Source organism: Rhizobium sp. AG207R, assembly GCF_027109195.1.
Taxonomy (GTDB): Bacteria; Pseudomonadota; Alphaproteobacteria; order Rhizobiales; family Rhizobiaceae; genus Rhizobium; species Rhizobium dioscoreae.
In genome coordinates, this window is sequence record NZ_JAEPVT010000013.1 from 132,804 (window position 1) to 146,782 (window position 13,979).

The following is a 13,979-nucleotide window of genomic DNA, read 5'->3' on the forward strand; positions in this document are numbered from 1 at the left end:
TATTTGCAGCCAATGATCACGTTGGCATCACCGACTTGTCATTTGCGGGCATCTTCGCCCTCGACGAAAGTGAACGTGTTAACGACCAAAGGAGTAACGTCTTGAAACTGATGAAAGTCGCGGTCATCGCCCTGCCAATCTTGGCTGCCGCCATGCCGGCCTTTGCCGAGCGCGCCTATTCGCCGCAAGAGCAGAAGAACAAGGAAATCGTTCTGGATTTCTACCAGAAGGCGCTGAACGACAAGGATTTCGACGCGGCTTCCAAATATCTCGGCAAGTACATCCAGCATAATCCTCTTGCCGCCGATGGGCCTGAAGGCCTGCGCGGTTTCCTGGATTATCTGAAGAAAAACTATCCGCAGTCGAAGAGCGAGATCAAGCGCGTGATGGTCGACGGCGATTATGTGATCCTGCGCGTCCACGCCATTCGCCAGCCGGGCGATCGCGGTAGCGCCATCGTCGATATCTTCCGCCTCGAGGACAACAAGATCCAGGAACATTGGGATTCGGTGCAGCCGATCCCCGAGACCTCGAAGAACAGCAATACGATGTTCTGAGTGGAAAGCCGTGGGGGAATAGAATTCGCGGCTCATGCAAAGCATTCCGGCGACATGATCTCGCAACCGTTTATACGTCGCGGGATCATGTCGCGTTCCGAAGCTGCCGGCGCGATCATTGCGTCGGCAAAACACTCGGTCAGGTTCGCGTAATCGACAGGCCGCCGTCGACGAGCGATGCCGTGCCGCTCACGAAGCTTGCGTCATCGGAGGCGAGATAAAGGACCGAGCGAGCAATTTCTTCCGGGCCGGCAACGCGCTTCAGCGCATGCAGGTTGGTGATGAAAGCCTGCTTTTCGGCCGTGTCGTTCATATCGCGATACATATCGGTATCGACGGCACCCGGCAGGACGGCATTGACGCGGACATTCTGCGGACCGAATTCGGCGGCGAGCGTTTGCGTCAGTCCGATCAGGCCGGACTTGCTGGCGGCATAGGCGGCGACGCCCGGGAAGCTGACCGTGTGGCCGACAAAGGTCGACGTGAAAATCACGGAACCACCGCCGTGCTTGATCATTTCGCCGATTTGGTGCTTGGCGGCTAGGAAGGACGCGGTGAGGTTGATCGCCAGCGCTTCGGAAAAGCCTGCCTCCGAAACCTCGGTACTGGGACCGGCCTCGCCGAGCGTGCCGGCATTGTTGAAGGCAATATCAAGCTTGCCGTAACGCTCGACTGCAAGGGCGACCAGCGCCTTGTGGTAGTCTTCCGAGCGCACATCGCCGGCCAAGACGGTTGCTTCTCCGCCGGCCGCCTTGATCTCAGCGGCAAGGCTTTCCAGCTCTGCTGCGCGACGAGCGCCGACGACAACCTTTGCGCCTTCGGCGGCAAAGAGCTTTGCCGTGGCGCGGCCGATGCCGGAGCTGGCGCCGGTGACGATTGCGACTTTTCCATTCAAACGGTTCATTGTTCCATCTCCTGTGTGAGGACGCATCTTTCGGTTTGTCCGATACGAGGAAGATGGCCTTTTCCGATCGTTCGGATTAGTCTTCAAAAAGAGGAATTCGAATTCGGAGTTTCCGAACGATGCTGAAGATCGACGGGATCGTGACGTTCGTAACTGTAGCCGAGGCCGGCTCGATCAGCGAGGCGGCGCGGCGCCTGCGCCTGTCGAAATCCGTGGTCAGCGAGCGCTTGTCGGAAATGGAGAAAGCATTGGGGGCAACCCTGCTTCACCGCACAACCCGCAAGCTGACCCTGACGGAAGATGGCACCGCTTTCCTGCAGCGCGCCACACGCATCGCGCAGGAGGTGCGCGAGGCGGCGGCCGATCTCGCCGAGCGGCGCGGCACGCTGATGGGGCCTCTGCGCATTGCCGCACCCGTCACCTTCGGCCGCCTGCATCTGGGGCCGGCCCTCTATCCGTTTCTCGCCGATCATCCAGAGATCGAGCTGACGCTTGATCTCGACGACCGTCGGGTCGATGCCGCTTCGGATGGCTATGATGCGATCATACGCCATGGCCTGATCGCCGACTCGCGCCTCATCGCCTGGAAGCTCGCCCGCAGCCGCCGCCTTCTCGTGGCCTCGCCGGATTATCTCAGTCGTCACGGCAAACCCACGTCGCTCTCCGATCTTGAGGATCACCGCGGGATTTTCTACACCAATCGCGGCGTCGCGGACTGGCGTTTCGAGCGACCAGAGGGCGCCGTCGTCATTCGTGCGAAGCTGGCGCTGGGCGTCAACAATGGCGATGTCCTCCACGATGCCGCGATTGCCGGCCTCGGTATCGCCTTGCTGCCGGCCTTCATTGCCGCGCCTTCGGTGAGGGATGGGCGGCTTGTCGAGATCGACGTCGGCTACCGGCCGGAACCGGAGTTCATCTTCATGGCCCATCCGGAGGGACGCAATCCCTCGGCCAAGCTGCGCGCCATCGCCGATCATCTGAAGAAGGCGTTCGGCGATCCGCCTTATTGGGAGCGGGAGCAATTCCAGTAAAAGTGGGAAGCGGTTTTGCGTCCGGAATTGCGTGAAAACAAATAATTACGCAATCAGGCTCATGAGATTGGCGATAACAGGTGATCGCTGCGCCTTAAGGCTGGCAAGACCGAGCCGCGCCACGACCGACGGCCCATCGATTTGCCGATAGGCGACGCCGTCGAGCTTGATTTGTGCGATCGAAGCCGGAACGATGGAAACGCCGAGATTGGCGGCGACGAGATTGACGACGGATGGGATCTGCGGGGCTTCCTGCGTCACCACGAGGTCGAAGCCCGCTTCGCGGCAAGCACCAACGATATCGTCATAGAGGCTGAGTCCCACCATGCGCGGGAAGAGAATGAAGGGCTCGCCTGCGAGCGCCGCAACCGGCACGCGTTCCTTTTTCGCAAGCGGATGATGGGCCGGTAGCGCGATCAGCATCGGTTCGTCGGCAAAGCGCTTCAGGCGAACATCCCGCGGATCCTCCAGGCCCGGGCGAATGAATGCCGCGTCGATCTCACCGCGCATCAGCCGCTCCATCAGCGCATTGGTGTTCATCTCTGTGAGTGACAGCCGCACCTCCGGCCAGTGCCGCCGAAACTCGCGAATGGTTGATGTGACGATTATGTTGAAGGCCGAGGATGCGGTGAAGCCGAGCGACAGACGACCGATCTCGCCGCGATTGGCACGCTGGGCGGCTAGCTTCGCCTTTTCCGCCGCATCGACCGCCATTTTCGCTTCCGCGAGAAAGGCCTCGCCCGCCGCCGTCAGTTCGGCACCATGCGGCACGCGATGGAACAGTTGCGCCCCCACCTCGTTTTCCAGGTCCCGGATCTGCTGGCTGAGCGGCGGCTGGCCGATGCCGAGATTGGCCGCCGCGCGGGTGAAGTTTCCCGCTTCCGCCAGTGCCAGAAAATAGCGGATATGACGCAGCTCCATCGCTATCTCCAAAAGCTATTAAGATTGCCTGTTCCATATATTGGACTAATGGAGCCGAGCTGGCTAGATTCTGAGGCAAGAAAGGTCAGGTGCCACCAATGTCTCGCGCCGCTGGCAAGCAGGAAATCGTTGCCTCCGAAGTTTCGTCTGGTCCCGAATTGACACTCGTCAGGAACGAGCCGCCGACCGACACCCGCCAGTTTCTGACGCGCAGCACGCCTGCCTTCCGCCGCGCGACCATTGGGCTGTTTCTCTCCGGTTTCGCCACTTTCTCGCTGCTCTATTGTGTCCAGCCGCTGATGCCGATCTTCTCTGAGGATTTCGGTGTCACGCCGGCTGCAAGCTCGCTGTCGCTATCGCTTTCGACTGGCTTCCTGGCCTTCGCGATCTTCGGCGCAGCCGCCGTTTCCGAAAGCCTCGGCCGCCGCAGCCTGATGTTCATTTCGCTGCTCGGCGCGGCCATCTGCACGATCGTCTGCGCGGTGTCGCCGAGCTGGCATATGCTTCTCGCCGTCCGCGCTCTTGAGGGCTTTCTCTTGGGCGGTGTGCCAGCTGTCGCCATGACCTATCTGGCCGAGGAAATCGAACCGCGCGGCCTCGGCGGCGCCATGGGCCTCTATATCGCCGGCAACGCCTTTGGCGGCATGGCCGGGCGCGTGGTGACCGGTACGATCGCCGAATATCTGAGTTGGCGGCCGGCATTGGCAGCGGTCGGCATTCTCGGCCTTGTCGCCGCCGTCGGCTTCCTTTATCTCCTGCCGCCGTCGCGCAATTTCACCCCACGCAAGGGTTTTGATGTTGCCTTCCACCTGAAGGCCTGGAGCGGTCACTTCAGCAATGCGGCGTTGCCGCTGCTCTTTGCCATCGGCTTTCTCGTCATGGGCTCCTTCGTCACCGTCTATAACTATGCCGGCTTCCGTTTGGTCGCTGACCCCTATGATCTCAGCCAGACCGAATTGGGCCTGATCTTCACCGCCTATCTCTTCGGGATCGTCGCATCCTGGGCGGCTGGCCTGCTCGGCGATCGCATCGGCCATTTCGTCGTGCTGCCGGTGGGCGTGCTGATCGCCGCGCTCGGGGCGGCGGTGACGCTTTCCAGCTCCTTGCCGCTGATCATTCTCGGCATCATCCTGGTGACGATCGGTTTCTTCATGACCCATTCCGTTGCCAGCGCGCTTGTGGGGCGGCTGGCCCATGGCTTCAAGGGCCATGCCTCTTCGCTCTACCTGCTCGCCTATTATCTCGGCTCCAGCATTGCGGGTTCGGTCGGAGGCTATTTCTGGCTTGCCGATGGCTGGAATGCCGTGGTTGCCTTCATCCTCGTTATGCTGGCACTCTGTCTCGCCAGCGCCCTTGCCGTCGCCAGGCTGGCGCGTCGCTGACTCAGGAGGCCGCCATGATCCGCATCGACCATCTCGATCATCTGGTGCTCACGGTCGCGAGCATCGAGGAGAGCTGCGATTTCTATGCCCGTGTCCTCGGCATGGGCGTCGAAACCTTCGGGGCGGGCCGCAAGGCTCTGACCTTCGGCAACCAGAAGATCAATCTGCATCGAGCCGGACATGAGCTGGAGCCTAAGGCTGAACGGCCGACACCGGGCTCGGCCGATCTTTGCTTCATCAGCACAACGCCTCTGGATGAGGTCATTGCTCACTTGCAGGCAGAGGGCGTTGCGATTGAGGAAGGCCCGGTGCGCCGAACCGGTGCGACCGGCCCCATTCTCTCGGTCTATTTCCGCGACCCCGATCAAAACCTGATCGAAGTGTCCAACGTCATTCCCTGAGGTCGGGCGTCAGAAAGCCCTTCTTGACATCATTTGCTTGCGCCATATATTAAACCAATAAGTTAATTAACTTCCTGGTTTATTGATCCGTATGGACACATTGAGCACAACCCTCTCGGCCCTTGCCGATCCTACCCGCCGGGCGATCCTGGCTCGGCTGTCGACCGGCGAGGCATCCGTCTCGGAACTGGCCGAACCCTTCGACATGTCGCTGGTCGCCGTTTCCAAGCATCTGAAAGTGCTGGAAAGAGCAGGTCTGATCTCGAAGGGAAGGGAGGCACAATGGCGGCCCTGCCGGCTGGAACCTAAACCGCTGCGGCAGGTGGATGACTGGCTGGAGAGTTACCGGCAGTTCTGGAACGACAATCTCGATCGCCTGGAAGCCTATGCGGCGTTATTGCAAAAGGGAGGAATGGATGACCCCAGCAATTGAGGGCGGCAGCATGCGACCGCTACGCGAGATCGTGCTGACCCGCGAAATAGCCGCGCCGCGCGACTTGCTGTTTCGTCTCTGGACGGAGCCGGAGCATATGGTGCGTTGGTGGGCGCCCCAGAACATGACGACGCCATCCGTCTTTGTCGACCTGCGGGAAGGGGGCGCCTGGCGGCACTGCATTCTCACGCCGGAAGGTAGGGAATATTGGAGCCATGGCCGCTATCTGGAGATCGTCCCGCCCGAGCGCCTCGTCTTCACCTTCGCCTGGGAAAATCAGGAGGGTAGGGCCGAACATCCGATGCAGGTGACCGTGGAATTCCATGAGCTTGGCGAGAAGACGCGCCTCGTCTTCCGAAAGGCCGAATTGCCTGACGAGACCGAACTGAAGCTTCAGACCGGCGGCTGGGAACAGGCGCTCGACAAATATGTCGCTTACGCAGAAGCCACCTCAAGGGAAGGATGAGAGTGATGAAAAAGACCTATCACGGAAGCTGCCATTGCGGTGCCGTCGCTTACGAAGCCGATCTCGATCTGCAGGGCGGCACCTTCAAATGCAATTGCTCGATCTGCAAGAAGAAGCGCAATTGGCTGGCTGTCGCCACGCCCGCCGATTTCCGTCTGATCTCGGGCGAGGACAGCATCGGCGAATATCAGTTCGGCCCGCGCATTCTTCATCATCTCTTCTGCAAGACTTGCGGCATCAGCTCCTTCAACTGGGGTGAAAATCCCGCACTCGGCGGCAAGTTCTATGCGATCAGCATCAGCTGCCTGGACGATGCCACCGATGAGGAACTCGCCTCGCTTCCCGTCGGCTACTTCGATGGCCGCGACGACCGCTTCGATCGTGCACCGGAAGAAACGCGTTATCTTTAGCCGCTCGGCAAGGACTCCCAGTCTTCGAAACGCAGCTTTTGAACCCGTCCAAATTCTCTGACATTGTGCGTTATCAGGATCAGATCGCGGGCGACCGCTTGTCCCGCGATCAAAACGTCATAGGCACCGATCGGTGTGCCGAGGGAAGCAAGGCTTGCGCGAATTTCGCCGGCTACACGGGCATCTTGCTTATCGAAATCCAGCGTCTCGAATTGCAAGGCATCGACACGTGCCAGATTGTCGGAAACGCGCTGCCCCTTATAGGCACCATAAAACAGCTCGTGTGCGACGATGGCCGGAATGGCGAAATCCTGCGGCTTGTGCCTGCGAAGCTCGTTGACGAAGCCCGGGTGTCCTTTCATCAGCGCGATGACGGCATTGCTGTCGAGCAGATATTTCACTTGAAGATATCCAACTCGGGGCGTTGCTGCTCAGCCGGTTGCTCGGTCGCTGCTTCTACAAAGTCATCATCGATCGGGCCTGTTACGGCTTCCAGCCAGTCCCAATCTTCGGGGATCGGCTCCAGAATGATTGCCTTTCCCTGCCGGCGGATGCGCACTTCCTCGCCGTCGAGGCGGAATTCCTTCGGCAAGCGCACGGCCTGCGAGCGGCCGGACCAGAAGATCTTTGCGGTGTCCATGCCATAACTCCCTTGAGATATGACATTGATATATAGCATCTCAGGTCTGATTTCAATTCGAGGCGTTACGATCCCGATCTTGTCGCGAGCCAAATGACGTGGCGCGCGCCTGTCTTGCCATTGGCGCGCGTATTGACCACCTCGGCGGCAAAACCGCTGTCGCGCAGCCGCCGTGTGAAGCGGTCGTCGGGTCCCGAAGACCAGACGGCGAGGACACCGCCGGAACGCAGCGCATCGCGCGCCGCTTTCAGGCCCTGATAATCGTAAAGGCCGTCATTGGCTTCGGATGTGATGCCATCCGGCCCGTTGTCGACATCGAGCAGGATGGCGTCGTAGGCCGCCTTGCGAGCGCGGATGAGTGGACGCACATCGCCTTCATGAATGGCGACGCGCGGATCGTCGAGGCAGCCGTCGAAGACCGTTGCCATCGGCCCGCGTGCCCATGACACGACAGCCGGCACCAGTTCCGCGACCGTAACTTTGGCGTCCGCTCCGAGTTCGCCGAGCGCCGCGCGCAAGGTAAAGCCCATGCCAAGGCCGCCGATCAATATGTGTGGCGCCTTCCGGCCCTTGATCTTCTCGCAGGAAAGCGTCGCAAGCGCCCGTTCGGAGCCGCTCAGCCGGCTGTTCATCAGCTCGTTGGTGCCGAGCATGATGGAAAATTCCTGGCCACGCTGCTTCAGGCGCAGCTCGCCGCCGCCGGGGATTTTCGCAGTATCAAGCAAGGTCCAGGGGATCACGGGCAACTCTCAACTCAATTTTGAATTGCCCGGACCATAGTCTTTCGGTGCCGCTAAGAACAGATGCGCTTATCCCAAACGGATATAGGGCACATCCTTTTTCGCAACTTCATCAAGCGCTTCCTCGTAACCGGCATCGGCATAGCGCATGACGCCAAGGGCGGTGTCGTTGGTCAGCGCATGATCGAGCCGTTCGTCGGCGGCTTGCGTGCCGTCGGCAACAACCGTGACGCCGCAGCTCGTCATGTAGCCGGCATAGCCGCCGCCGCCGGAATGGACGACGACGAGATCGGCCATGGACGAGCAGAGCATCATCGCGTCGATCAGCGGCCAGTCGGCAATCGCGTCGGAGCCGTCCTTCATGCGCTCAGTCATGATGTTCGGATGGGCCATGGCGCCGGCATCGAGATGGTCGCGCGAAAAGGCGATCGGCCCCTTCAGCTCTCCGCCTGCCACAAGCTCATTGACACGGCGGGCAAGGGCGGTGCGCTCTCCGTGGCCGAGCCACGCGATGCGTGCCGGCAGGCCTTCGAAAGGCACGTGCTGACGCGCAAGCTTGATCCAGTTGGTGATAATCTTGTTGTCGGGGAACATTTCCAGAAGCAGATCGTCGATGCGGGCGATATCGCTTTCCTCGCCTGAAAGCGCCATCCAGCGGAACGGCCCGATGGCTCGGCAGAAGAGCGGCCTGAGATAGGCTTCGGTGAAGATCGGAATATCGAAGGCGTTCGCAACGCCACCTTCCTTCGCCTGGGTGCGGATCAGATTGCCGTTGTCGAAGACTTCGGAACCCTTTTTTTGGAAGTCCAGCATGGCCTTCACATGCTCGACGATCGAGGCGCGGCTGGCCGCCATAAGCTGGCCCTGGCCGTCATCGCGCAAGTCCCGAACCTGCTGCAGGTTCATGCCCTTCGGCACATATCCATAGACGAGATCGTGGGCTGAGGTCTGATCGGTGACGATATCGGGCACGATGCCGCGCCGGGCGATCTCGGGATAGATCTCGGCCGCATTGCCGACGAGGCCGACGGAAAGCGCCCGCTTTTCCTTGACGGCGGCGTCGATCATTGCGAGCGCGGAATCGAGATCGGGTGCGATTTCCTGCAGATAGCCGATGTCCTGGCGCTTCCTGGCGCGATCGGCATCGATATCGATGCAGAGGATCGCAGCCCCCGCCATGCGTCCGGCGAGCGGCTGCGCGCCGCCCATTCCGCCGAGACCCGCCGTCAGCACAAAGCGGCCGAAGAGATCGCCGCCGAAGCGGCGCTCGGCGATTCGCATGAAGATTTCGTAGGTACCCTGAATCACGCCCTGGCTGCCGATATATTGCCAGGCGCCGGCCGTCAGGCCGCCCCAACAGATCAAGCCCTTGCGTTGCAATTCGTAGAAGACTTCCGCCTTCGCCCATTGCCCGACAATGTTGCAGTTCGCCATGATAACGAGCGGCGCTTTGTCATGCGTGCGGATGAGGCCAATCGGCTTGCCGGATTGGATGAGCAGGGTCTGGTTCTCATCCATTTCGGTCAGCGCCTTGACGATGCCCTTATGCGCCGCCCAGTTGCGCGCTGCCTTGCCGAGGGCGGCGTAGACGACGAGATTGTCGGGATCTTCACCGACCGAAAGCACGTTTTCGAGCAGGCGCAACAGGGCCTCCTGTCGCCAGCCCTTGGCACGCAGCTCCGGCCCGCCCGGGATGGGGAATTTCGGGTGACGTGGATTGGCTTTCGGCATGATTGCTTTTCCTCTTGTTTGATAGTCTCTTCTTCTCCCCAGCGGGGGTTCGAAGGACGGGTCGAGACCCGTGGCTCGACCCCGGTTGGTGGCCCGAAGGGTCGGATGAGGGGGGCGATGCGGCACATATCGTCTTCGCGTACCGCTCAGACGTTCGCTCCTTAGTCGCTCACCCCCCTCATCTGTCCTGACGGACATCTTCTCCCCGCTGGGGAGAAGAGGAGTGTTCTTCAATACGCGTTCACTTCGGCGGCAGGCCTTCGACGAAGTCCAGCGCAGCCAGAAGCAGCCGCTTGCGCAGCATGTCATTGCCATAGGCTTCCGGCCCGGCCGCACCCATCCCAGCATTTTTCGGCCGCCCAACTGCATGGGTTTGACGTCACGCTGCTCCAGCGCCCAGGCATCGTTGCCTTTGCCAAGGCGGATCAGCATCCCATCATCACGGGCGCCGCACATGAGATGGCCATTGAGCAGAAAGGCCCAGCCGCCGAACATTCCTTTCTCCCTGAGCCCGGGCCGTCGCCCGAGCTCTTCTCTCAGCAATTCTTCAAGACCTGCGTCACGAGCCATCTGCGCCTCCCGCGCTTCCAAGCTTTCCCGTCAGTTCTTCTTGGCGGCGAGAGCGTATTTCGCGATCTCGATACCCATGGCTTTTTCGACAGAGGGATAGACCGTGGGGTCGAGCACGCTGGCAGACAGCGGAATGATATTCATCGGTACATGCAGGATGAAGACTGTCATACCCTCGTGCAGCTGGCCGACGCTCAAGGGTTCGCCTTCCGGCGACAGCGTGGTGATAACGGAGGGGAAGGTTGCCAGGCGCTTGCTGCCGGCATCCTCGACCGCCATGTACTCGTTCATCACATGCATGGTGACGGCCTTGTCGCCGCTGCCGACCGTAATGGTGCCGATGTCGAAGGCTTCCTTCGTGTAGACGACGTCCTTTTTTGTGATCGTACCTTCGGCCAGGATATGGCCGCCTGTTGTCTTGCAGATGGCGTCGATGACGGCGTTGCCGCCTTTCTTTTCCGCCTCGATGATTGCCTCGCCGAGCGAAAGCGCCATGGAGATGCCGCCGAGCGCCGCATGCGTGCGGACGTAAGACGCGCGCAAGGGGTTGCGGCAGGAGGCGATGAAGCCGCCTGATTGGTCGGATGCCGCACGCAGGATCGGCGAAATCTTTGCCGTCGCACCCTTCACGACCAGTTCGATATAGCGGTTCTCGGCGCGGTTGCCGCCGACGGCGGTCTGGATCATCTGCTCGGGCGAACCCGCCATGCCGATCGATCCCATATCACCAGTCGGATGAGCGCGGATGTCACCCACGGCATCCACCACCTTCGTTCCGAGGATCGCCGACGGCAGCCAGCCGTTCAGTGTCGAAGACCGGCCGTTCTGGCCGATGATCAGGCCGGAAAGCTTTTCGCCAAGCTCGTCCTGCAGCAGCTGCACGGCTTTCACGTAATCGATGCCTTGCATTTCCCACGGGGTGGTGGAGGCCGGCGCGCCGATGGCGGCGGCCGTGGCGATCCAGTCATTGTCGTTCAATTCGTCGATTGACACCAGCTCCGGCTTGCCGACATTGACGGCTGCATAGCCCAGCATGCGGCCATGATCGGCCCAGCCGCCACCGCCTGCGGCGTAAACGGAGCCGCCCTTGACGGCCGCTTCCACATCCTTGGCAACGAGTATGCGTCCCATCGGCTACTCCCGGTTCTGTTTGAGGTTCTTGTCCATGTCGCGCACCGCTTCGAAAAGCACGGCGGCGCCCATGGCGATGTCGTCATTCTCGGCCCATTCCTCGGCGCAATGGCTGCGGCCTTCCTTGCACGGCACGAAGATCATGGCGGCCGGCGCGACCTTGGCGATCCAGGCTGTGTCGTGACCGGCGCCGGAGGCCATACGGCGATGTTTGGCGCCGACAGTCTCGCAGGCGCGTTCGAGCGTTTCGAGCAGTACCGGAGCGCCCGGCGTCGGCATGTTGTCGGAGACACGCACCGGCGGGTTGATCGTCACGCCATAATCGGCGGCGATGGTCTTCACCTCACCGTCGATCCAGGCCAGGAAATCCTCCATGTCGCTGCGAATTTCGGCGCGGCCGTCGATCAAGAGCACGACCTTGGATGGCACGACATTGGCGGCATTCGGCTCGATGCGGAATTCGCCGACGGTCGCGGCGAAATGGCCCGGCGTTTTCGCCTGCTCCGCCGCGCGTTGACGAATATCGAGGACGAGCTGCGAGGCCGCCACCAGCGCATCTGCACGGCGGTCCATCGGCGTCGTGCCGGCATGATCGGCGCGGCCTTCCACGGTGATTTCGATGCGGGTGATGCCGGCGATCGCGGTGACGATGCCGATATCCTTGTTCTCGGCTTCCAGCACCGGGCCCTGCTCGATATGCAGCTCCAGGAAGCCGGCGAGATCCGGCCGCTTCTGGGAGAGCAGCACGGAGGGATCACCGCCGACTTCGGCAATTCCTTCAGAAAGCGTGCGGTCGCCGCTCACGCGGGAGAGCCACGCCTCGGGGATCTGCCCGGTCATGCCGCGGCTGCCGATGCAGGAGACGCCGAAGATGCTGACTTCTTCGGCGAGGAAATCGACGATTTCCAGATCATGGTCGAGCTCGATGCCGCGATCCTTCAAGGAGCGCGCAACTTCGAGCGCTGCGATCGTGCCGGCAATGCCATCGAAACGGCCCCCGTCGGGCACGGTGTCGGAATGCGAGCCGACAAGGATCGTTCCGAGGCCAGGCTTGGCGCCGGTACGCCGGCCGATCAGATTGCCGGCGGCGTCGATGCGGGTCTCAAGCCCTGCCGCCTTCATCCGTGCTTCGATATAGGCGCGCCCTTCGAGGAAGAGCGGCGAGAAGGCGCGGCGCGTCCACGGGTGGCCCGGATCAGTGATGCCGGCCAGCGCATCGATATCCTCGGCGATACGGTCGGCGTTTACGGGCAGGTTGTGGCGCTTGGTTTCGGTCATCAGGCTGCATCTCCGGCAATGACTTGGCGAGGCAAGGGACGGACAAAGCTGCCGGAGCCGGGTTCGGCCAGCACCTTCTGTCCCTCGGTGATCTGCTTGCCTCTAAGATAGGCGGCGGACACAGTCCAGGGCAGGCGGATGCCGTTATAGGGGCTCCAGCCGACGACGTTATTGCCGCTGGCCGCCGCGTCATAGATCGTTTCGCGCGGTTCCAGAACGACGATATCGGCGTCCTTGCCCGGCGTCAGCGCGCCTTTGATATGGTCGAGGCGGAAATGCTTAGCTGGATTTTCCGCCATCAGCTTCGCCGCCCAGGTCAGCGGCACGCCGCGCTCCAGAGCACCCTTTACGAAGAGCGGCACCATGACCTCCAGTCCCGGCACGCCGGAAGCATTCGCCAGCATATCCGGATTGGTTTTGCGGTTTTCCGACCAGCTGACATGATCGGTCGAGACGAGCCAGACATTGCCCTCCGCCACCTTGCGCCACAAGGTTTCCACTTCGGCGCGGGGGCGGATCGGCGGATTAATTTTCGCCTTGCCGCCGAGGCGCCTCACATCGTTTTCCTCATCGAGCGTCAGGTAATGGATGCAGCACTCGACCGTCGCTTCGAAACCGTCGCGGCGATAGGCGCGGGCTATGTCGTAGCCGCGGCCGAGCGAGCAATGGACGACATGCGCCGGGCAGCCGGTATCTGCGCCCGTCTCGAAGATCGTGTGCATGGCAAGCAGTTCGGTGATTGGCGGGCGGGACAGGCCGTGGGCGCGATAGTCGGTGATGCCGCTCGCCTTCACCTGCTCAATGTAGGTGCGGACAGCTTCGTCATCCTCGTTGTGTACGCCGGCTGTCAGGCCCGTGGGCGCGATGGCGGCAAAGCACGCATCGAGCAGGGCGGGCGGAATGCGCGGGAAACGCTTGGGGTCGGTGCCGAAGGTGGAGAATTTGAAGGCGGAAACACCGGCCTCGACCATCTCGGCGATGCGCGCCGGGCCTTCTTCCGGATCGACCGTGCCATAAAGAGCAAAGTCGACGCGCGATTGCGGCGCGGCATGGTCGATCTTCTTCTTCACCGCCGCTGCCGAGCAGACGAGATTGCCTTCGTCATAGGGCATGTCGACGATGGTGGTGACGCCGCCGGCAGCTGCCGAGCGCGTCGACCAGACGAAATCCTCCTGATCCTTCTGAGAGAGCGAATGCACTTGCGCGTCGATTGCGCCGGGCAGGATCAGTGCCTTGCCGAGCAAATGCCGCTCGCGCGCGGCCGGGGGCACGCCGATGCCGATCTCGGCGATCTTGCCGGCGCGCACGCCGACATAGCCGGCTTCCACGATGCGTCCAGGCAGAACCACAGTGCCTTGCAGAACAAGATCGAAATCGGCCATGT

General features: G+C 61.5%; 16 protein-coding genes and 1 pseudogene. 7 read left to right on the forward strand and 10 right to left on the reverse strand.

Annotation, left to right across the window (positions count from 1 at the left end):
• Positions 1 to 110: 110 nt before the first annotated feature.
• Positions 111 to 557 (forward strand): nuclear transport factor 2 family protein, encoded by a 447-nt coding sequence (locus JJQ51_RS27570; RefSeq protein WP_173002510.1) that lies wholly within the window; start codon positions 111 to 113, stop codon positions 555 to 557.
• A 139-nt stretch (positions 558 to 696) separates the two neighbouring features.
• Here JJQ51_RS27570 and JJQ51_RS27575 read toward each other — a convergent pair whose 3' ends face one another.
• Positions 697 to 1,461, reverse strand: coding sequence for an SDR family oxidoreductase (locus JJQ51_RS27575; protein WP_113351350.1), 765 nt, complete (start codon positions 1,459 to 1,461; stop codon positions 697 to 699).
• A gap of 119 nt (positions 1,462 to 1,580) precedes the next feature.
• Here JJQ51_RS27575 and JJQ51_RS27580 point away from each other — a divergent pair, with 119 nt between their 5' ends.
• Entirely contained in the window at positions 1,581 to 2,492 is a 912-nt protein-coding gene (locus JJQ51_RS27580) for a LysR family transcriptional regulator (protein WP_113351349.1), read from the forward strand.
• A gap of 45 nt (positions 2,493 to 2,537) precedes the next feature.
• On the opposite strand, the gene JJQ51_RS27585 is transcribed toward JJQ51_RS27580, so the two are convergent.
• On the reverse strand, positions 2,538 to 3,413 hold the full coding sequence (locus JJQ51_RS27585; RefSeq protein ID WP_113351348.1) for a LysR family transcriptional regulator: 876 nt from the start codon (positions 3,411 to 3,413) through the stop codon (positions 2,538 to 2,540).
• Positions 3,414 to 3,511: 98 nt separating this feature from the next.
• On the opposite strand from JJQ51_RS27585, the gene JJQ51_RS27590 reads away from it, so the two are divergent.
• The 5 genes from JJQ51_RS27590 (at position 3,512) to JJQ51_RS27610 (ending at position 6,505) form a co-directional block, all read left to right on the forward strand.
• Positions 3,512 to 4,795, forward strand: coding sequence for an MFS transporter (locus tag JJQ51_RS27590; RefSeq protein WP_113351347.1), 1,284 nt, complete (start codon positions 3,512 to 3,514; stop codon positions 4,793 to 4,795).
• Positions 4,796 to 4,809: 14 nt separating this feature from the next.
• Positions 4,810 to 5,196 (forward strand): VOC family protein, encoded by a 387-nt coding sequence (locus JJQ51_RS27595; protein ID WP_113351346.1) that lies wholly within the window; start codon positions 4,810 to 4,812, stop codon positions 5,194 to 5,196.
• A gap of 91 nt (positions 5,197 to 5,287) precedes the next feature.
• Complete coding sequence (locus JJQ51_RS27600) at positions 5,288 to 5,629, forward strand: ArsR/SmtB family transcription factor (RefSeq protein WP_145322215.1); 342 nt, start codon at positions 5,288 to 5,290, stop codon at positions 5,627 to 5,629.
• Positions 5,613 to 6,095 carry an SRPBCC family protein gene (locus JJQ51_RS27605; RefSeq protein WP_113351344.1) on the forward strand — a complete coding sequence of 161 codons (483 nt, stop codon included), beginning with the start codon at positions 5,613 to 5,615 and terminating at the stop codon, positions 6,093 to 6,095. The genes JJQ51_RS27600 and JJQ51_RS27605 overlap by 17 nt, the downstream gene beginning before the upstream one ends.
• A 5-nt stretch (positions 6,096 to 6,100) precedes the next feature.
• Positions 6,101 to 6,505 carry a GFA family protein gene (locus tag JJQ51_RS27610; protein WP_113329957.1) on the forward strand — a complete coding sequence of 135 codons (405 nt, stop codon included), beginning with the start codon at positions 6,101 to 6,103 and terminating at the stop codon, positions 6,503 to 6,505.
• On the opposite strand, the gene JJQ51_RS27615 is transcribed toward JJQ51_RS27610, so the two are convergent.
• The 8 genes and pseudogenes from JJQ51_RS27615 to JJQ51_RS27650 all read right to left on the reverse strand — a co-directional run bounded on the left by JJQ51_RS27615 (position 6,502) and on the right by JJQ51_RS27650 (position 13,977).
• The gene (locus JJQ51_RS27615; RefSeq protein ID WP_113351343.1) at positions 6,502 to 6,906 is read right to left on the reverse strand and encodes a type II toxin-antitoxin system VapC family toxin; all 405 of its coding nucleotides are present in this window, start codon (positions 6,904 to 6,906) and stop codon (positions 6,502 to 6,504) included. The genes JJQ51_RS27610 and JJQ51_RS27615 overlap by 4 nt on opposite strands.
• Positions 6,903 to 7,145 (reverse strand): type II toxin-antitoxin system antitoxin VapB, encoded by a 243-nt coding sequence (vapB, locus tag JJQ51_RS27620; protein WP_113351342.1) that lies wholly within the window; start codon positions 7,143 to 7,145, stop codon positions 6,903 to 6,905. The genes JJQ51_RS27615 and vapB overlap by 4 nt, the downstream gene beginning before the upstream one ends.
• Before the next feature lie 65 nt (positions 7,146 to 7,210).
• Positions 7,211 to 7,885 carry a spermidine synthase gene (locus JJQ51_RS27625; RefSeq protein ID WP_113351341.1) on the reverse strand — a complete coding sequence of 225 codons (675 nt, stop codon included), beginning with the start codon at positions 7,883 to 7,885 and terminating at the stop codon, positions 7,211 to 7,213.
• A gap of 69 nt (positions 7,886 to 7,954) precedes the next feature.
• Positions 7,955 to 9,616, reverse strand: coding sequence for a urocanate hydratase (locus tag JJQ51_RS27630; protein ID WP_113351340.1), 1,662 nt, complete (start codon positions 9,614 to 9,616; stop codon positions 7,955 to 7,957).
• 241 nt (positions 9,617 to 9,857) lie between these two features.
• Positions 9,858 to 10,186: pseudogene (locus JJQ51_RS27635) on the reverse strand (TfoX/Sxy family protein).
• A gap of 30 nt (positions 10,187 to 10,216) precedes the next feature.
• Positions 10,217 to 11,317 (reverse strand): DUF917 domain-containing protein, encoded by a 1,101-nt coding sequence (locus JJQ51_RS27640; RefSeq protein ID WP_152093790.1) that lies wholly within the window; start codon positions 11,315 to 11,317, stop codon positions 10,217 to 10,219.
• A 3-nt stretch (positions 11,318 to 11,320) separates the two neighbouring features.
• The gene (locus JJQ51_RS27645) at positions 11,321 to 12,595 is read right to left on the reverse strand and encodes a Zn-dependent hydrolase (RefSeq protein WP_442967349.1); all 1,275 of its coding nucleotides are present in this window, start codon (positions 12,593 to 12,595) and stop codon (positions 11,321 to 11,323) included.
• Positions 12,595 to 13,977, reverse strand: coding sequence for a dihydroorotase (locus tag JJQ51_RS27650; RefSeq protein WP_152093788.1), 1,383 nt, complete (start codon positions 13,975 to 13,977; stop codon positions 12,595 to 12,597). Before JJQ51_RS27650 ends, JJQ51_RS27645 begins: the two co-directional genes overlap by 1 nt.
• Positions 13,978 to 13,979 lie beyond the last annotated feature (2 nt).